Consider the following 18812-nt stretch of genomic DNA (forward strand, 5'->3'; position numbering starts at 1 on the left):
CGTCGGTCCCGACACGCTCCTATGGGCTTTCACACGTTCGACCCCTCGCGGGCCGATCGGCTTGAGGACGTGAGTCGCTACCGGTTCTGCTCGCGGGAGGAACTGCTCGGCGCACTTGACGCCGGCAGCGGTACCGACGACCACCTCATCGATCTCGGCAGCGGCACCGGCTTTTACACCGCCGACCTCGCACCGTTTTTCGGCCGCGTCTCCGCGGTCGACATTCAGGCCGAGATGCACGAGTTGTTCCGCGAGAACGGCGTTCCCGACAACGTCGATCTCGTCGAGAGTTCGACCGACAGCCTGCCGCTCGGCGACGGCGCGGCCGACGCGGCGGTCTCGACGATGACCGCCCACGAGATTCCGCTGGCGTCGACACTGACGGATCTCCGGCGCGTGCTCGCCCCCGACAGCCCGGTCGTCGTTGTCGACTGGTCGGCCGACGGTCGTGGAGAAGCGGGCCCGCCCCGGGACGAGCGACACGACGCCGACTTCGTCGCCGACGCCTTCACCGAGGCTGGATTCAGCGTCGAGGTCGCCACCGAACGCGGCGAGACCTTCTCGATTCGGGCGCGGTCGTAAGCGGCTGACCGCCCCGACGATTATTTATCCGGCCGCCGAAGCGAGCGTATGATCACAGCCGACCGGATGGCGGCCGTCGACGCCAACGCGGCCGCTCTCGGAATCCCGCGCAAGCAGTTGATGGAGTCCAGCGGCAACGCCGTCGCCCGCGTCGTCCGCGAGTCCGTCGACCCCGGCGACCGCGTCGTCCTCGTTTGCGGCCGCGGGAACAACGGCGGCGACGCCTTCGTCGCTGCGCGCTTTCTCGACGCCTACGATACCGAAACCGTCCTGCTCGGGCACCCCGAGCGGATCGGCACGGAGATCGCACGCGAGAACTGGGACGCCATCCAGCACGCGGAGTTGCCGACAACAGTCGTGGGCGATACCACCGACATCGCCGACCTCGATCTCGACGACGTCGATCTGATCGTCGATGCGATGCTCGGCACCGGCGTCACGGGCGCGCTACGGGAGCCCGAAGCGACGGCCGCCCGCGTGATCAACGAGTCAGAGGCTACGGTCGTCGCCGTCGATGTACCGAGCGGCGTCGATGCCGACACCGGGACCAGCGAGGGCGTCGCCGTCGACGCCGACCACGTCGTCACGTTCCACGACACGAAGCCCGGCCTCGCTGACCTCGACGCCGCGGTCACCGTCGCCGAAATCGGCATTCCCGCGGCCGCCGAGCGGTTCGTCGGCCCCGGCGACCTGCCGAGTCAGCACCGCGCAGCCGCGAGCCACAAAGGCGACCACGGCGAGGTGCTGGTGATCGGCGGCGGTCCCTACACCGGCGCGCCGGCACTCACCGGACAGGCCGCACTCCGAGCGGGCTGCGACCTCGTCCACATCGCCTGTCCGGAATCCGTCGCCCGCGATGTACAGGGCTACAGCGAGAACCTGATCGTCCACGCCCTCGACGGCGAGCGGTTCACGCCAAGCGTCGTCGAGGGCGTCCTCGATCGCGCCGTCGAGATGGATGGCGTGATCTGCGGACCGGGGCTCGGCGACCACGCCGAGACACGCGAAGCCGTCTCCAACTTCCTTGGGGGCTTCGAAGGCCGAGCCGTCATCGACGCCGACGCGCTGGGGGTCGTTCCCGAAGTCGACACCGACGCGACACTGGTCTGTACGCCCCACCAAGGCGAGTTGCAGGCGATGGGCGGCGAGACAGCCGACGACTGGGAGCAGCGAGCCGATCTCGTCGCCGAGTTTGCGGGGGAACTCGGCCACACACTGCTCGTGAAAGGACCCTACGACATCGTTGCCGACGGCGAGACGACCCGCGTCAATCGGACCGGCACGCCCGCGATGACCGTCGGCGGAACGGGCGACGTGTTGGCCGGCGTGGTCGGCGCGCTGCTGGTCGCCACCGAGCCGCTTACGGCCGCGGCGGCCGGGGCGTATCTCACCGGTCGCGCCGGAGAGGCGGCCGCCGACGCACGCGGCAACGGGCTCGTGGCGACGGATTTACTCGACCGGCTCTCGGAGGGCTTCGACAATGAGTGACGATCAGCAGGCAGAACCAGCGGACGCCGACGCGGCAGCGGAGTTGACACACACCGACGACGAGGGCTCGGTCCAGATGGTCGATGTCGGCGACAAACCCGACACGAAGCGGCGGGCGGTCGCGGCGGGAACGATCCGCCTCCAGCCCGCGACAATCGAGGCAATCGAAGCCGACGAAATCGGTAAGGGTGATGTGCTGGCGACGGCGCGGATCGGCGCGATTCAGGCCGTCAAACACACGTGGGAGACGATCCCGATGTGNCACCAGATNCCGATTNCGAACGTNGANNNNGANTTCGNNGTCNNCGANGNNCGGATNGANCTNACNGTCGCCGTCGAGACGACCGGCAAGACCGGCTGTGAGATGGANGCNCTNGAAGGNGTGACGACCGGNNTNAACGTCGTTTGGGATATGTGCAAAGCTGTCGAGAAGGATGACGCAGGCCAGTATCCCGAGACAGCGATCGAGAATATCGGAGTTGTCGAGAAGTCGAAACAATCGATATAGCACTCGGAGCTTTATCGCGGCGATTGACCGCCGAGAGCGGCGACTGCGAAGCGGCAGGGAAAACCGCGTGACTGTTCGGTGCTAACTGCGACAGCGTCGACGACACGCTCGACTGGTACGCTTCGATTGGGGAACCGATACAGAGCGAAAACGCCGCTCTCAGGCGGATTCGACGGGCGTGAGTTCGGCGGCCTTCGCGCGGGCCTGCTCGACGATCGCGGGCCGGGCCTCGAACTCAAGGAGGACCTGCTCGGTCTCGTAGGACTCGGTTTCGACGTAGGCGTGATCGTAGAGCCACGAAACGAAGCTCATTGTCTCGTCGGCCATCGGCACCAACAGTCGCTCGTGTTCCCAGTCAGGGAGTTCGGCCTCGACTCGGTCGCGTAAGGCGTCGATGTTCTCGCCGGTCTTCCCGGAGACGGCGATCGGATCGGGCGCGAGCGCGGCGAGGGCCGCTTGTTTCTCTTCGAGTTCGTCTTCGGAGAGCAGGTCGGTCTTGTTGAACACGGTGAGAATCGGGGCCTCGTTGCGCTCATGGAGGGTGTCGTGGGAGGTGACGAGCTTCTCACGCATCTCCTGAACCGGCTCGCTGGCATCAACGACGAGCAAGACGAGATCCGCCCGGTAGACCGAATCCAGCGTCGACTGGAAGGACTCGACGAGCCAGTGCGGAAGGTCGGAGATGAACCCGACCGTGTCGGTCAACAGCACGTCACGCCGTTCCAACTCCGCGCGGCGGGTCGTCGTTCCGAGCGTCGTAAACAGCATGTCTTGGGACTCCGCCACGTCGTCGAGATCGGGATGTTTCTCAGCGTTTTCGTCGACGTCGAGTTCGGCCGCCAGCCGGCGGAGCAGCGTCGATTTGCCGGCGTTGGTGTAGCCCGCGAGCGCGACAAGATCGAAACCGGAGTCCCGGCGTTCGCTCCGCCGCTGTTCTTCCTTTTCCGCTATTGCTTCCAACTCCTCTTTGATATTGGCGATCTGGGATTTGATGTCCTGCTCGCGGCTCTCGTCGTACTCACCGAGGCCCATGAAGCCCGGGCGTTCGTCGCGCTTGGCAAGGCTGGCTTTCGCCGAGGCCCGCGGCAACTCGTACCGAAGTTCGGCGAGTTCGACCTGTAGCTGGGCCTTACGCGTCTGTGCGCGCTGGCCGAAGATGTCGAGAATGAGCGTAAACCGATCCAGCACGTCGATTTCTTCGGGCAGGGCTTGCCCGATGTTGAACATCTGGAACGGGCTGACCTCGTTGTCGATAATGACCGTGTCGGCCCGGGTTCGCACCATAAGGTCGGCGAGTTCGGCGACTTTCCCTTCGCCGAAGTGGTAGGCGGGGTCCTCTTTCCGCGTCTGCGTGAGGTCGCCGACGACCTCGTAGCCCGCGGCGGCCGCAAGGTCGCGGAGTTCGGCGAGGTCGGCGGTGCCGCTGTCAACGCGTTTGGCGAGGACGGCTTTCATGCGGCACCTCCGCGGCGATTTCGGTGGCGACGATGCTGCTGGCACTGTCGAGCGAACGGCCGCACAGCCGGCGAGGTCGCTGGGGGGTCGCGCATGCGGGTGCGGGAGCCCGGTCGACTGGGGGCGCGATCAGGCAGTGACAGTGCGCATCACGTCCATACCTGATGTTCGGCCGCCGGACCCAAGAAACTCTCGGGAGATTCGGTGCCACCTGGTGTCCACATCCGGCCGAATCACCGCGTTTTGATGTCGTCTTCGTCTTTGATGATCCGGGTTTCGGCCTCGCCGCTGGTGAGTTCGTTGACCATATCGTAGAAATCGTTCTGCAGGCCGGCCGGGAACGTNACGACGCCGACCCACGAGCCGTCNNNNTGCCACTCCTCNCGTTCCAATTCGCCGTACTGGCGGACTTCGGCCTGCCCGCTGCCGGCGTAGTCGGCGGGGAGTTGGACCGCGATGGTCACCTCGTCGAAGCGGATCGGGAGGACCGGGCGAAGGTCTTCGAGTGCCTCATCGACCTGATCGGAGACGGGCTCCATCGGGTCGATCCGGAAGCCGGCTTCGTCGAGTGCGCGCTCGATCCGTTCCGGCGGGTGGGGCGCGTCGTCCATCTGAGGGTTGACTGCGTTGCGCGCGATGGTGTTGATGAGTTGTTTGCGCTTCTGTTCCTGCATCTCGCGTCGCTGCTCGGCGGTGATCTGGATCTCGCCGCGTTTGATGACTTCAGGAATGATCTCCATCGGGTCGGTCGTCCCGAAGACATCTTCGAGGTCGGTTTCGGCGGGGCGGTCGCCGCGGGAGGCGTCCTCGAAGACGTCCTCGGCGGCGATCACGTCTTCGAGCTCGCCGTCGAACTCGTCGCGTTTGATTTCGAGGGCGGCATCGGGATCGATCAGTACCTCGAACCGCGCGCCGTGGGATTCGAGGCGCGCCGTGACTGCGTCCTCAAGCGAGATCATATCAGGGCGTTACACCGCGGGTCATAAAAACGCTCCCCGCGAGTGGGCTCCCCGCCCCTAATCGAGGTAGTTCGAGCGGCAGTCGGCAGAACAGAAGTGAACGTGTTCGATCTGTCCGTCCTCGACCGTCGTGATAACCCGGTGTGTCGGGAGTTGGACGATACGCTTGCTGCAGACCGCACACTCCGGGGCGTCCTCCTCGGAGATGTCCTCGCCGATATCGGATGTCGGATCCACCATACCGGAACAGGTGGGTCTCGGTACGTTAACCTGTCTACTCGTAGTGACGGATGTTGCCGGTTCGTCACGTCACGACGACGACCCGCAGATCGTTCACGTTCGTCCCGGTCTGGCCGGTTTCGATGAGTGCGTCCGCCGAATCAAGCACGCGATAGGCGTCGTTGGCGGCGAGCGCGCGGTGGCCGGCCGCCGGCTCGACCGTCTCGGCGTCGACGATCCCGCCGGCGGCGTCGGTCGGGCCGTCCACGCCGTCGGTGTCGACCGCGGCGACGACAGTGTCGGCGGACGCGTCGCTACCGGTGCCATCGTTGTCGGCGTTGCCGCCGTTGCCACCGTTGCCGCCGTTGCCGCTGCCGTCATCGACGGTCGCCGAAGCGGCGAGTTCGACAGCCGCCGATAGCGCGAACTCCTGGTTCGGGCCGCCAGTCCCATCGCCGCGGACTGTGACAGTCGTCTCGCCGCCGGAGACGACGACCGCCGGCGGCGCGAGCGGCTGGCCGCTGGCATGGATCTCCTCAGCGATAGCGACCTGTGTTTTCGCCGCTTCGCGTGCCTCGCCGCGAACGCGCGAGGAGAGAACCAGCGACTCAAAACCCGCCTCGCTCGCGCGGTCGGCGGCAGCCCGAACCGCGGTCATCCCGTCTCCGATGATCGTCGTCGTCACGGGCTCGAAGACCGGATCACCCGGCGTCGGTGTCTCATCGATCTCACCGGCCGCGCCGCGGGCGAGGCGGTCTGCTACAGCCGCGGGTACGTCGCAGTCGTATCGCTCGATCACCTCGCGGGCGTCGGCGTAGGTCGTCGGATCGCCGACGAGCGGCCCGCTGGCGATCGTGGCGAGGTCGTTGCCGACGACATCGCTGACGACGAGTGAGTGGACCGTAGCCGGCCCTGTCGCCGCCGCGAGCCGGCCGCCTTTGATCGCCGAGCAGTGCTTGCGGACGGCGTTGATCTCGGTGATCGTCGCACCCGAGGCCAGCAGCGCGTCGGTCGTTGACTGGAGGTCGGCCAGCGAGATACCCGCCGCGGGCGCGACCAACAGCGCGCTGCCGCCGCCGGTGATGACACCGAGGATCAGCGTCGAGGCGTCGGCAGCCTCCGCAGCGTCCAACAGCCGGCGGGTGCTCTCGACGCCGGCCTCGCTGGGGATCGGATGGTCGCCGGCGGCTACCTCGACGCGCTCAGTTGAAACGGGGGTGTCGGTAACGACGATCCCGCCGTCGAGCCGGTCGCCGAGAATCGATTCTACCTCGGCGGCGACGACGGCAGCTGCCTTCCCGCCGCCGAGAACGATGACTTCGTCGTAGTCGTCAAGTGCGTACGTCGTCTCGCCGACCGTCAGCATCCCGTCGGCACACGACACCATCTCGCGTGTGAGGCGAGCCGGGTCGGCGGCCTCGATGCCGGCAGCGAGGCAGTCGAGGGCGACCTCGTGAGCGTGAGATGTCGCCAACTGCTCGCGGTTCTGGATCATTGGGGGCTCAACGGCGGATGGACGCAAAAACGTAGGGCCGGATCGGCGTGCGTTCCGGAGCCGGAAAGACAGGATCCAGCTACTCGGCAGTCGGATGCGGGATTTCGTGGGTCGTGTTCGCTGTCGGCTCCTCGATGCTCAGTTCGCGGCCGTCGAGCCACCGGACGGTGAGACGTTGGGGCGTCTGTTTCGGGGCGGTCGCGCCGCCGAGGCCGAAGTGGGCGACGGGTTCGCACTGACAGAGGTAGCTGCTGCCAGCGTCGATCACGCGTCGCTGTCGCCCGCGGTCGGTTTCGAGCGTGACGACCGCGCCGCGGGCTGGCGCGCCGTACTGGGTCGTCGGCTGGACGCGGAGCCAGTCGTTGTCGGTCGGCGCGCTGTACAGCGACAACGGCTGAGAATCGACCTCGCCGTGGACGACCAGCAGTTCAAGCGTGCCGTCGTCGTCGAGGTCGGCGACGACCGCGCCGGTGCCGAGGCCCTGCGGTTCGGACGCGTCACCGAGCGGGCAGGCGTCCCACTCGGTTACGGAGCCGTCACGTGACACAGCGTCGTCAGCCGCATCGTCACCCGACCCGTCAGCATCGGTAGCCGGCGCGAACAGCCGATTCTCGCTGCCGAGGACGTTGACGAACAGCTCTTGGCGGCCGTCGTTGTCAAAATCCGCCGCCAGCACCGTCCGAATCGTCGTCGGCTCGGCGAACGCCGCCGGCGACACGTCGGCGAACCCCTCGTCAGTCGGCACGAAGAGATGGTTGTCGTCCTCCCAACTGCCGACCGCTAAGGCGAATTCGCCGTCGCCGGCGTCGATGAGCGTCGCGCCGCGGGCGTCGGCGTCGGGCGCGGCGACGCCGACTTCGGCGGCAACATCGACGAAATGGCCGTCGTCGTTGCGAAACAGTCGATTGGGGCCGCGCTCGACGCCGACGAAGATGTCCATGTTGTCGGTGACAAGCGGGGCGGCGATCAGCGAACGCGCGCCGCAGGTGAAATCGAGCCCGACGGCGTCGGCCATATCCGTGATCTCGCCGTCGTCGCCGAGTTCGTAAAACCGGGTTTCGGCGTCGTAGCTGGCGACGACCATCCCGTAGCGACCAGTCCCAAATCGGTCGACGGCGGCGACCGATCGACCCGCGTTGAAGTTCCCGCGGTCGGCGTTGATGTCGTGAGCGAAAGCATCACACCAGACTGTCCGGCCGTCGTGGTCGATCCGGTTGAGCAGGAGATCAGTGTTTCCGGAGACGCCGCTGTAGGCGTCGGTATTGTGGACGTACAGCTCCTCGTAGCCGTCGGTATCGAGATCAGCGGCAGCGACGCCGATGGCCTGTCGGTTGGCGTCGGCGATGATGCCACAGGAGCGGTTGTGGAGTTCGCCGGCATTCCACGAGAGGAGTTGGTTGCCACAGCCGTGGCCCGCGACGAGGATCAGCGGCCCGTGTTCACCCCGGGTGACCGCCGCGCCGTACCCGGTAAATGGGGTGTTGTCGGCGATATCGGCCGACCGATCCTCGAACATACCAGATCGAAGTCGGCCGAGCGATAAGAACACTCGGATTACCCGAACCGACGACGACACGTCCGGCCGTTTCGCCGCCCGCGAACGAAACCGCTGTCGCTTACATCGTCTCGTCGTCGATCTCCTCGTTGACGACGAGGTATCCCCGTCCAGTGAGAAAGACGCCAGTATCACCCTTCCGGAGCAGACCGGCCGCCCGAAGCGGCTCGAAGAGCTCCGTGAGTTCGGCCGTCGATTTCGACAGCATCGCCGAGGGATCGAGCTCGCCGCCCATCGAGTAACACCGGACGAGGAGTTCGAGCTGTGGACCCGAGAGGGACAGGTCGTCGATGGCGTCGCGTTGGCGCCGGTAGTAGTCGGCAACGACCTCGCGGAGTCGGTCGTGGGCCGCGTCGTCCCAGACGCTCACCGCCGTCGTCACCGCCGCCGCGGGCGGCTGGACGTGGCGGATCGAGAGGCTCTCGACGGTGCGGCCGTTGATCTCCTGGTGATCCTCTCGGTAGTAGACAATGTCCGAAAACCGGAGGTCGAAGTCCGCGAGGTCGCCGTCGGCGTCCCGAATCTGCAGCGTCTCGTCGGCCAGCGTCAGCCGCGCGGCGACCGCGCTCACGTCGGTCACGCGGCCACCCTTGCGCGCGGGATGGGTGACGCCAGCCGGGACCGCGGCGAGGTCGGCGGCAGGCGGTTCGCTGTCGGATGAGCCGGTCCCCTCAAGCAGCCGATCCTGCACGTCGTCAGGATCAGCCGTCATGGGGATTGCTCAGTCGTCCGCGGCGGCTGTATCCGAGTAGTCGGCGACGACGTCCTCGTCGGCCGGATTGCGCGCGCTGTATTTGGCAACAAGATGGTCGAGTTCGTCAGGGTCGTCAACGCCCGGGAGTCGCTCCTCGGCCGTGATCGACTCAGCGTCGACGCCGAGGATCTCGCAAACGTGGTCAGCCGTTGCCTCAGCCATCATCCGGTAGGTCGTCAGCTTGCCGCCGACGACGCTGGCGAAGTTCTCAACGCCGTTGTCGTCGTGGTCGAGCAGGAAGAACCCACGCGAGATGCCGCGTTCGTCGCCCTTGCCCGAATCCTGGCTGCCGCGACCCGCCTCGTCGGGCGCGTACAGCGGCCGAACGCCCCAGTAGGTGCGGGCGACCTCCCGACCGTCAAGGGTCGGCATCATTGCCGCACACTCCTCGAACATCTTCTCGATTTCCCACTGTTCCTCATCGTAGTCGTCAGGATCGTCGACGGCGACGCTGGTCGTCCCGAGGACGACCTGCCGCTCGTGGGGGATGATAATGTCGCCGTCGTCGGGTTCTCGACAGCGATTGAGGACGGGCCCGAGCCCCTCGTAGTCGACGCCGACCATCACGCCTTTCGTAGGTTTCATTTCGACATCGACGCCGGCCATGGCGGCGCACTCGCCAGCCCACGCGCCCGTGGCGTTGACGACGTACTCGGGGGTGATCGTCTCGTTGACCTCGCCGCCGACCTCAACGGTGGCGATCTCGCCGTCGTCGAGGGTCATCCCTTCGACGGGCGCGTGCGTGAGGACTCGCGCGCCGTGGTCGGCCGCGCTTTCAGCGTTGGCCGCGACCAGCCGCGACGGATAGATGACACCGTCGGGGACGACCATCGCGCGCACGACGTTGTCGCCCAGTTCCGGGACGCGATCACGGGCTTCGTCGCCATCGATCACCTCGGCGTCGATGCCGTGCTCGCGGCAGCCCTCAAGCTTGGCGTCGAAGTAGTCGGGGTCGTCGTCTTCAAGCTGGACGAAGATCCCGCCCGTGTCACCGATCGCGTGGCCGGCGATATCGCGGAGGATTTCGTTTTCCTCGATGCACTCCGCGGCCCCCTCGGGGTCGGCCTCCGCGTAGCGCGCGCCGCTGTGGAGCAGGCCGTGGGAGCGTCCCGAGGTGCCGCTGGCGAGGCCGCCGCGCTCGACGAGCGTCACGTCGACGCCGCGGGCCGCGAGGTCGCGTGCGGTTCCGACACCTGTACCGCCGCCGCCGATTACGAGGACCGTTGTGCTGTGTGTCATGGAAAGCAGCCTCCGGACTCGCTGGTCTTGTTTCCGGGTGCGCGAGTGAACGGAGTACTGTGTGTATGGTTCCCACAGTCAAAAACCCCGGTGTCGGATGGTTGTCACAAGTGTTGACAACCACGCCGTTCCCCGGGATTGCTACCGGCTGTCGTACACCTACGACTGATTCATGACCTCCTCGATCTCTGCTTGACTCATGTCTGATCGGGCCTCATCCGAGAGATAGTAGTCGACGAACCACTCGCCGTCGTTCGTTCGCATAGTGAGCCAGTCCTCGTTCGTCGCTGAGCCCAGTGGCGTATTATATGTCACCTCCACGTGGACCTCAGCCGTCGAGTCAGTTTGAGAGACCACTTCCGTCGACACGATAGTCGCTTTGATGCTCTCGATCCCACCGAACGGTTCGAAATCCGAGGGCCTCATTTCCCGTGACTCGGTGTCCGGGTGGTACATCGCGTTGGCCCCCTCGATATCGTTGTTCTCGTAGAGCGTGGTGTAGAACTCCTCGACGGTCGTGACAACCGGACTGCCCTCGGTGTCAGCTTCGTTGGTACTGTCGCCACCTGTACAGCCTGCCAGTCCGGCCATTGCCATCGCCGATGCGGTCAGTATCTGTCTGCGTCGCATAACTAACGATTCTGAGTTAGTATAATAAGTGTTGGGGACTTTCCTCAGCAGTAACGAAAATAACTCTTCAATGCGACAGCTACAAATCCGATGATCGTGTATGGGACAGTAATGGAGGTAACCGATCGGGTTCACGTGGTGGCACTCGGCTGGGAAGTCGCACGGATCGTCGAGCCGCTGTACGACCTCAAAGCGGACAAGGTTGTGCTCATCTGCCCGGACAACGAGGCGTTGATCGCCGAGTTCGAAGCGGAGATGCGTGCCGACCTTGAGGCGATGGACCGCATCGAGGTCGAAACCCGCATGGCGAACCTCTATGATCTCGACAGTGCCCTCCAAGTGTTCACACAGGCCGTCACGGATCACGGAGGTGACGACGTCTATATCAACGTCTCGACGGGGAGCAAGATCGCAGCAATCGCGGGGATGATGGCCACACAGACCACCGAGGCGACGCCGTTCTACGTGCGCCCGACACGTGGCGGGGCGGAGGAGACTGCAGTCGAACCCCCCGACGAGCCTGTGGTTTCAGGCGCGGGGGCAATCACTGAACTACCGGTGTTCGAACTCCAAGGACCGTCCTCAGAACAGCTCCGGATTCTGGCGTTCCTCCATGGGAAGGATGGCGTCACAAAGAAGGAGCTGATCCAGTATACCGAATCCCAATCACTGCCGTTTATCGCTAACACGGAGTCCAAATCGGAAGAGGGACGCTACAAACTGCTTGAATCACATATCATCACACCCCTAACTGACGGCGAGTATATCTCCGTCGAGAAAGTCGGGCGGGAGAAGCAGGTCTTCTTGGAGGACCGCGGCGTCGACGCGCTCGCGGCGTTTCCACTCGAAGCCGACACGCTCGAAGCCGTTGAGAGTAGTGGCGATGAAACTTACATCGAGGACTTTTACGCCGACGCCTTTAGCGACACTGCCCATCTGGAAACGTCCTAATAGCAGTTGGTAGCAGGCAACACAGCAGTCTCGATGAGTGAGCAGTCAGCAGCATGTGCTATCACCCACGTAGCGATGTAGAAACGACGGCTGTGTTCGATTGGGCGGCGTGTGATCGCCGGTTCCACCCGGTATTTCACCACCGCAAAGATACTAACTAAAACGAGTTAATGATGAAAGTTTATATGTAGGGACTCTGCAGTGTATGCCATGCCAATAGAACTGACCCGACGCGATGCACTGTCGGCACTCACGGCCGCCGGTATCACGTCGACTGCTGGCTGTGCAGGATTCTCGGATCGCACCGCGGACGCCTCACCGATGGAGACGCTGGTCGGCGTCGCCGACGTCCTCTATCCCTCTGAGGTCGAGGTCACCGAGGAGTTCATCGAGACGTTCATGTTCGGCCGAATCACCGACAAAGAAGTCTACAGAGAGCGGCTCACCGCCGGGATCGAGACACTCAACGAGTTGGCTACCAACGAGTTCGGCTCAGCGTTTCTCGGGTTGGCGCCCGACGAGCGTGTCTCGCTGTTCGAGGAGACAGCACTTCGCTCGGGTGACTCGGTCCACGACGGCGGCGATATCGAGCAGGTGAACTACCATATCCTCGATGAGCTGCTGTTCGCGTTCTACGCCTCACCGAAGGGTGGCGAACTCGTCGGCAACCCCAATCCGCGCGGGTTCCCCGGTGGATTCGGCTACAATCCGGGAGTCACCCAATGAACGAAACCCAGTCTGGAGAGGCCCAATCGAGCGAAAATCTCGACCGAACGCCGGTCGAGGACGCCGATGTCTGTGTCGTCGGTGCGGGCCCAGCGGGCGCGTTGCTCTCGTATTCGCTGGCCAAGCGCGGCCACGATGTCGTCATTCTCGAAGCCGGACCACGGTTCGACATGGAGCACCGCGTCGACCGGATGAAACTCCAGATCCACCCCGATCGAGGGGTCAACGAGGTCTGGGATATGGGCGGCGAGCGCGATGCCTACTCCATGTCGGGCGAACAGGACTGGCCGCTCAACAAGCGTCGTGTCAAGGGCGTCGGTGGGACCAGTCTCCACTGGGGCAGTGTCACGCCGCGCCTCCGCGAGAAGGATTTCGAGATGGAGAGTCGCTTTGGCGTCGGCAAAGACTGGCCGATCAGCTACGAGGACCTCCAGCCCTACTACGCTCGCGCCGAGCAGGAGGTCGGCATCGCTGGCCCCGACAACGCGCCCCATCAACCGCCGCGGGAGGAAGGGTATCCGATGGACCCACTACCCAACAGTGCCTCCGATGATCTGTTCGCCGAGGCTGCCGAGGCGCTCGATATCGACGTGCAGTCGATGCCGATGGCCATCAACACGGGGAAATACGACCGCAATCAGTGTCAGGGGTACGGCACCTGCGAGCACGTCTGTCCGTCGGGGGCGAAGTACACGGCTGAAGTCCACGTCGAGAAAGCCGAGGCCGAGGGGGCAACGGTGCTCACCCAAACGCCAGTCCAGCGGTTCGAACACGGACCCGACGGCGAGGAAGTCACCGGGGCCGTCTACAAAACGCCGGACGGTAACACCCATACCCAAGAAGCCGACGTGTTCGTCGCCGCGGCCGGTGCCTTTGAGACGCCTCGACTCCTCTTGCTCTCGGAGTCCGATCAGTATCCCGACGGCCTCGCGAACTCCAGTGGCACCGTCGGTCGGTACTTCATGCAACACGAGGGCGCGCTCGTCATCGGGATCGTGCCGAATCAGGAAACCTACCAGGGCGCGTACGGTCCAGTCGTTTCCTCGGGCATCCAGCAGTTCTACGAGGGAACGGCCGAGCGCGGGGGTGCCAATATTATGCTCCTCAACACGTCCGACCCCTCGCTCGCCGAGCGGGCAATCGATAGCAGCGGGTTCGGCGACGACCTGCTCGAAACAGTCAACCTCTATGGGAACTCGATCGGGACGCTGAACAGCGTCGAGATGCTGCCGAGAGAAGACAACCGGATTACCCTCGACAGATCGAAGACCGACAACCACGGCAATCCCGTGCCGGACGTGCAGGTCGAGGCCGGCGAGTTCAGTGAAAAGGGGACCGAAAAAGCAATCCAGGTCGGGAAGGACCTCATCGAAGAGATGGGCGGCAACGTCGCCTTCGTGCAGGGAACGACGACTGATTCCGACGAGTTCATCGAGGATATCAAAGGCGGCTACCATCCGATGGGTGGCACACGCATGGGGACTGATCCCGACGACAGCGTGGTCGATCCGAACCTACAGACGCACGACCTCGATAACCTCTATATCTCCGGCGGCGGCGTCTTCGTCACCGGCGGCGCGGCCAATCCCACGCTGACGATCATGGCACTATCGCTGAAAGCCGCCGACAACATCCACGGCTCACTGGCTGGGTGACTGCTGCGCTAACCGCTGCTGCACTGTAATGCAAAATTACGAATTCGGTATCGTCGACAGGCGTGAGAAAAAACCGCGGTGAACGGATGGCAGGTCGTTAGACCAGCGCTTCTTCGAGCAGTTCCAGCGGGTGGCGGATCTCGTAACCCGTCCCGTGGTTCATCTGCATCGCACAGGTCGGACACTCGGTCATGCCAACGTCGCCCTCGGCGTGTTCCATGTGATCGAACATCTCCGCGCCGATCTTCATCGAGGTCTCGTACTTCTCGGACTTCCAGCCGTAGGTTCCTGAAATCCCTGAACAGGACTCACCGACGTCCTCGATGGTGACGCCGTCGAGGTCGCGGAAGAGTTCGACCGCCTGCCGGTCCAGCCCCTGATTCCGGGCGTGACACGGTGCGTGGTAGGCGAACGCCTGCGGATCGACCTCGCTCTCCTGAATCGCCTGGCCGATGTCCTCGTGGACGCGCAGGAATTCGAGGGCTTCCCACGTGTGCTCGGACAGCTCTTCGATACCCTCGATGTCGAACAGTTCGGGATACTCCTGTCGGAGTGCCATCGAACAGGACGTACAGGAGGCGATGACCTCCGCGCCGTTGTCGATGGCCTCGCCGAGTTCGCGGACGTTGACCTCCGCCTCGCGGCGGGCGTCTTTCAGCATGCCGTTGGCGAACATCGGCGTCCCCGAACACTGCTGTTTCGGGACGAGGACTTCGTAGCCGAACTCCTCGAAGACACGCACCATCGCCTTGCCGACTTCGACGGTGTTGAAGTTGGAGTAACAGCCGTGGAAGTACGCGACCTGTTTGTCCGGGTTCGATACCTTCGAGCCGCCGCGCTTTTTCCACCACTGTCGGAAGGTCTCGGTGGCGAACTCGGGTACGTCGCGCTCGCTCGGGATGCCCATGATCTTCTCACCGAGGACGCTCGTGATCCCGAGACCCATGACGAAGTTCGAGAGCCGTGGGATCTTGCTGCCGATCGAAGCGAGCGTCCGGTAGTTCGAGAGCATCCGGTTGCGGAGGTACTCCCGGGAGAGCTTGTCCAGGTGCTCTTCGACGTACTCCCCGCGGGCGGTGTTGTGCATCTGGCTCAGCGGGACGCTCGACGGACAGGCGTCGTCACACCGCATACAGTTCGAACACGACATGATCGAGTCGTCGATGTCGACGTCCTCATGACGTTTCAGCCGCCACTGTTCGGGGCCCTGGAACTTGGGACCGGGGAAGTCCTCGTTGACCTCGGCGACCGGACAGGAGGTATCACAGCTGGTGCATTTGTAACAGTTGTCGGCTCCGGGCCGGAGGTCCATATCCTCGCTCGACGGGAAGATATCGACGGCCTCGAAATCATCTGCAACACTCGTCGGCTCGAAATCGCTGGGTTGTTGTGCGTCGCTCATTGGCTCACCTCTCGTTTCGCAGCTCGTTCACTCGCCCGTTGCCCTGCAACCACACCAGTCGTCAGCGAGACGCCGCTCTGTGACTTCTCGGTCACCGTATCGGTGCCGCCGACGACCGCGCCGGCCGCCCGGAGGTTCGGGAATTCCGGATTCCCGTCGGCGTCCAGCGGGCGCATGCCCTCGTCGATCCGGACGCCGAAGTGGGCGAACGGCTGATCGCCGAAGGCCTCCTGTTCGAACCAGTCGTAACGGTCCTCCGAGTGTGGAATGTGGCAGTCGAAGATCGGCTCCTCGACGGTGCCGTCGCGGTCGGAGTCGATCCCCTTGCCGACGAGCCCGCCGGTCGCAAGCACGAACTCCTCGGCGTAATGCGGTACCTCGCGGCCTTTGCTGTCGACGATGACGGCGTCGATCTCGTCGCCGTCGGTCTCGTAGTCGATGACCGGATTCCCAGCGGAGATGTGGACGCCGGCCTCGTCGAGGGCGTCTTTCATTTGGTCGGCCAGCCGCATGCCGGGGAAGCTCGGCGGCCCCATCGGGATTTCGAACACGTCGACGCCGAGATGGCGTTCGAGATCGCTGCGGACCTCGGCGGTGTGTTCGTCGCCGAGGAACGCGGGGAAGCCGACGCGTTCGGCGTCGCCGACGTGGGGTTTCACCGCATCGGCGAGGGCCTCGCGTGCGCCCATCGTCTGCCCGTCGTACTCGACGTCCTCGTCGTTGTCGAGCCGTTTGGCGAACCGGGTCACCCGGGAGTCGTTGGCGTACGTCCCGGGGAAGTTGAGTTCGACGCCGTCGACCGCGAACGGCACGTCGGCCGCGGCGAGATGATCGGCCAGCATACTGGCGTTGTAGTCGGTAATCTCCTCGAAGCCGACGACTAACATTTCGCGGCTGTCGCTGGCGAGGCCGGCCGCGGCGGCAGCCGGATACCGGGCGGTCGGTTTGACCGCGCCGCCGAACGTCGGCACCAGCGCGTTGCTGTCGGTGTGATTGCCCTGATAAGTATCACCGACCGCCTCGTCGAAGCGGTCGAGGCCGTCGCGGATCGCTGCCTCGCCCGCGATCGAGTACGGGTGGTCGTCAGGGAGTTTGGAGACCGCAGAGAACGGATCGGCGACCGGCTCCTCTTCGTCGAGATAGCCGAGGACGTCGATCAGCCCGCTGGCGTGTCGCAACGTGGACTTCTTGTAGGTGATGAGGCGAACGCTGGCCTCGCTGTCGGCCGCTTCCAGCGCGGCGATGGAGCCGGCGAGCCCGCCGCCGATGACGATGACGTCTTCTTCGATCGCCATCAGTCGTCTCCCCGCTTGCCGCCGTCGGTTGCAGCCGCACCGGTCGCCCCGTCGCTCGGCGACGCGCCGACACCGGTATCGAAGGCGTTGAAGTCGCTGATGACGGTGTCAGTCGTCGCAGCGTCCTTGTCCCGGTTCATCGTGGTACCGTGCAGCGAGTACTTGAGGGCGGCCTGTGAGAGCTGTCGCCCCCACATCGCGTGGCGTTCACCCTTCCAGCGTTCCTGATAGAGTTCGTCCCACGCAGTGTAGGCCGTCTCCTCGTCGTACTCGTCGTAGAGCTCGGCAGCCATCCGGTGACAGCAGAACGCGCCCTGACAGTTACCCATTGATGCGCGCGTGCGTAGGCGCACGGCGTTGAGGTCGGAGCCCGAGCCCTCGATCCCGTCTTGTACCTCCGCGCGCGTGACGGCTTCGCACTCACAGACGACCGGGTTCGGGCCGTCGTAGTCCAGCACCTCGTCAGTGCGGGAGCCGAGTCGCTGGGCACTCCGCCGGCCGATCGGCGAGCGGATGCCGAACTCGTCCATGTAGTCTCGCAGCACCGAGAAGTCATCGCTGCCGGGCAGCGGCACCTCGTCGGTGCGACACTCGGCGTCGATGCCGAGCTTGTCGCAGACGTGATCGGAGATGTCCTCGCCCATCATCCGGTAGGTCGTGAACTTCCCGCCGACGATGGAGGTGAAGTTCTCGACGCCATCGCGGTCAGCGTGGTCGAGGAGGAAGAAGTCCCGGGTGATGTCCGTCGAGTCGCTCGTCCCGGTTCCCGGCGGCTCGTACAGCGGCCGGACGCCCCAGAAGGAGCGAATCGTTCGGGCCTCTTCGATGATCGGCACCAGCTCTTTGAGCGTGTCGATCATCAGATCGACTTCCCACTGCTCTTCGGGGTAGTCCTCGGGATCGTCGACCTCGACGTCCGTAGTGCCGAGAATCGCCGTCGTCTCGTGGGGGACGACGATGTCGGCGTCACCCTTCGGTTTACACCGGTTGATGACGGTGTCGACCTGTCGGGTGTTCATGATCGTCATGACGCCTTTGCCGGGCCGGACCTCGATTTCCTGTTCGAGGCCGGCCATCTCGCCGATCTGTCCGGCCCACGCGCCGGTCGCGTTGACGACGTAGTCGCCGCGGATCTCCTCGCGGGTGCCGGGTTCGCGGTGGACGCGCTTGCCGGGGCCCGACTCGTGTTCGACCTCGACGCCGACGACCTCGTCGCCCTCTTTGAGTACATCCACTACGGGCGCGTGTGTCTCGATCCGCGCGCCGTGTTCCTCCGCACTGGCGGCGTTGGCCACACAGAGCCGGAAGGGGTCGATCGCGCCGTCGGGGACGCGGATCGCCTTGTCGATGTCCTTGGCGAGGTACGGCTCCAGCTCACGAGCTTCGTCACCGGACAGCACCTCAACCGGAATATCGCACTCCTTGCAGCCCTCCAGTTTCTTCTGGAAGTACTCCTCGGTATCCTCAGGCCGTTTGACGAAGAGCCCGCCGGTCTCTTCGACACAGTGACTGGCGATATCCCGCAGAATTCGGTTTTCGATCATACACTCCTTCGCGCTGGCCTGGTCGGCGACTGCGTACCGGCCACCGCTGTGGAGTAGCCCATGCATCCGTCCTGTCGTCCCGTGCGTAAGGTTCCCCTGTTCGACGAGTGTCACGTCGAGTCCGCGCATCGCGAGGTCGCGCGCGATGCCGCACCCGGTCGAACCCCCGCCGATGACGATTACGTGTGGTTTGCTACTCATCCGTTCGGTTCTCCTTTGAACTATAATGACTTTAGTTTACCCCCTTACCACGCAGGTGTCGGCGGTCGATTCTTGCGGCTGGTTTGAAACCCCCGGACTAACCCCCGGAATGGTGTATGTGAACAGCACACAGGATCGTCGAAAATTGCCGAAA

The 18812-nt window shown here is 64.4% G+C and carries 17 protein-coding genes; 6 read left to right on the forward strand and 11 right to left on the reverse strand.

Features of this window, described 5'->3' with window-relative positions; all coding sequences use genetic code 11:
* The first annotated feature begins 21 nt into the window (after positions 1-21).
* Genes EGH24_RS00385 through moaC form a run of 3 tightly spaced genes read left to right on the forward strand, consistent with a single transcriptional unit; the run spans position 22 to position 2578 of the window.
* Positions 22-582: a class I SAM-dependent methyltransferase gene (locus EGH24_RS00385; protein ID WP_142978202.1), complete on the forward strand. Its 561-nt coding sequence runs from the start codon at positions 22-24 to the stop codon at positions 580-582.
* A 48-nt stretch (positions 583-630) separates the two neighbouring features.
* A complete protein-coding gene (locus tag EGH24_RS00390) occupies positions 631-2070 on the forward strand; it encodes an NAD(P)H-hydrate dehydratase (RefSeq protein WP_142978203.1) in 1440 nt (479 codons plus the stop codon).
* On the forward strand, positions 2063-2578 hold the full coding sequence (gene moaC / locus EGH24_RS00395) for a cyclic pyranopterin monophosphate synthase MoaC (protein ID WP_142978204.1): 516 nt from the start codon (positions 2063-2065) through the stop codon (positions 2576-2578). Before EGH24_RS00390 ends, moaC begins: the two co-directional genes overlap by 8 nt.
* A gap of 159 nt (positions 2579-2737) precedes the next feature.
* Here moaC and hflX read toward each other — a convergent pair whose 3' ends face one another.
* From hflX to EGH24_RS00435, 8 genes are all read right to left on the reverse strand, one after another.
* A complete protein-coding gene (gene hflX / locus EGH24_RS00400) occupies positions 2738-4033 on the reverse strand; it encodes a GTPase HflX (RefSeq protein ID WP_142978205.1) in 1296 nt (431 codons plus the stop codon).
* 233 nt (positions 4034-4266) lie between these two features.
* Positions 4267-4992, reverse strand: coding sequence for a ribosome assembly factor SBDS (locus EGH24_RS00405; RefSeq protein ID WP_142978206.1), 726 nt, complete (start codon positions 4990-4992; stop codon positions 4267-4269).
* Positions 4993-5049: 57 nt separating this feature from the next.
* The gene (locus EGH24_RS00410) at positions 5050-5232 is read right to left on the reverse strand and encodes a DUF7576 family protein (RefSeq protein ID WP_142978207.1); all 183 of its coding nucleotides are present in this window, start codon (positions 5230-5232) and stop codon (positions 5050-5052) included.
* Positions 5233-5296: 64 nt separating this feature from the next.
* Positions 5297-6706, reverse strand: a complete 1410-nt coding sequence (locus tag EGH24_RS00415) for a glycerate kinase type-2 family protein (protein WP_142978208.1) — start codon at positions 6704-6706, stop codon at positions 5297-5299.
* Positions 6707-6785: 79 nt separating this feature from the next.
* Positions 6786-8222, reverse strand: a complete 1437-nt coding sequence (locus EGH24_RS00420; protein ID WP_142978209.1) for a CRTAC1 family protein — start codon at positions 8220-8222, stop codon at positions 6786-6788.
* Positions 8223-8322: 100 nt separating this feature from the next.
* Positions 8323-8973 carry a CheF family chemotaxis protein gene (locus tag EGH24_RS00425; RefSeq protein WP_142978210.1) on the reverse strand — a complete coding sequence of 217 codons (651 nt, stop codon included), beginning with the start codon at positions 8971-8973 and terminating at the stop codon, positions 8323-8325.
* A 9-nt stretch (positions 8974-8982) separates the two neighbouring features.
* On the reverse strand, positions 8983-10254 hold the full coding sequence (locus EGH24_RS00430) for an FAD-dependent oxidoreductase (RefSeq protein WP_142978211.1): 1272 nt from the start codon (positions 10252-10254) through the stop codon (positions 8983-8985).
* 159 nt (positions 10255-10413) lie between these two features.
* Positions 10414-10884 (reverse strand): hypothetical protein, encoded by a 471-nt coding sequence (locus tag EGH24_RS00435; protein ID WP_142978212.1) that lies wholly within the window; start codon positions 10882-10884, stop codon positions 10414-10416.
* Positions 10885-10995: 111 nt separating this feature from the next.
* Between EGH24_RS00435 and EGH24_RS00440 the strand changes: the two genes are divergently transcribed.
* From EGH24_RS00440 to EGH24_RS00450, 3 genes are all read left to right on the forward strand, one after another.
* Positions 10996-11835, forward strand: coding sequence for an HFX_2341 family transcriptional regulator domain-containing protein (locus tag EGH24_RS00440; protein WP_142978213.1), 840 nt, complete (start codon positions 10996-10998; stop codon positions 11833-11835).
* A 210-nt stretch (positions 11836-12045) separates the two neighbouring features.
* Positions 12046-12561, forward strand: coding sequence for a gluconate 2-dehydrogenase subunit 3 family protein (locus EGH24_RS00445; RefSeq protein WP_142978214.1), 516 nt, complete (start codon positions 12046-12048; stop codon positions 12559-12561).
* The gene (locus EGH24_RS00450; RefSeq protein ID WP_142978215.1) at positions 12558-14216 is read left to right on the forward strand and encodes a GMC family oxidoreductase; all 1659 of its coding nucleotides are present in this window, start codon (positions 12558-12560) and stop codon (positions 14214-14216) included. The genes EGH24_RS00445 and EGH24_RS00450 overlap by 4 nt, the downstream gene beginning before the upstream one ends.
* Before the next feature lie 97 nt (positions 14217-14313).
* On the opposite strand, the gene EGH24_RS00455 is transcribed toward EGH24_RS00450, so the two are convergent.
* Genes EGH24_RS00455 through glpA form a run of 3 tightly spaced genes read right to left on the reverse strand, consistent with a single transcriptional unit; the run spans position 14314 to position 18658 of the window.
* The gene (locus tag EGH24_RS00455) at positions 14314-15618 is read right to left on the reverse strand and encodes an anaerobic glycerol-3-phosphate dehydrogenase subunit C (RefSeq protein ID WP_142978216.1); all 1305 of its coding nucleotides are present in this window, start codon (positions 15616-15618) and stop codon (positions 14314-14316) included.
* On the reverse strand, positions 15615-16913 hold the full coding sequence (glpB, locus tag EGH24_RS00460; RefSeq protein WP_142978217.1) for a glycerol-3-phosphate dehydrogenase subunit GlpB: 1299 nt from the start codon (positions 16911-16913) through the stop codon (positions 15615-15617). The genes EGH24_RS00455 and glpB overlap by 4 nt, the downstream gene beginning before the upstream one ends.
* Positions 16913-18658, reverse strand: a complete 1746-nt coding sequence (gene glpA, locus EGH24_RS00465; RefSeq protein ID WP_142978218.1) for an anaerobic glycerol-3-phosphate dehydrogenase subunit GlpA — start codon at positions 18656-18658, stop codon at positions 16913-16915. The genes glpB and glpA overlap by 1 nt, the downstream gene beginning before the upstream one ends.
* Positions 18659-18812 lie beyond the last annotated feature (154 nt).

Source organism: Halonotius terrestris, from assembly GCF_006861665.1.
In the GTDB taxonomy this organism is placed as follows: Archaea; Halobacteriota; Halobacteria; order Halobacteriales; family Haloferacaceae; genus Halonotius; species Halonotius terrestris.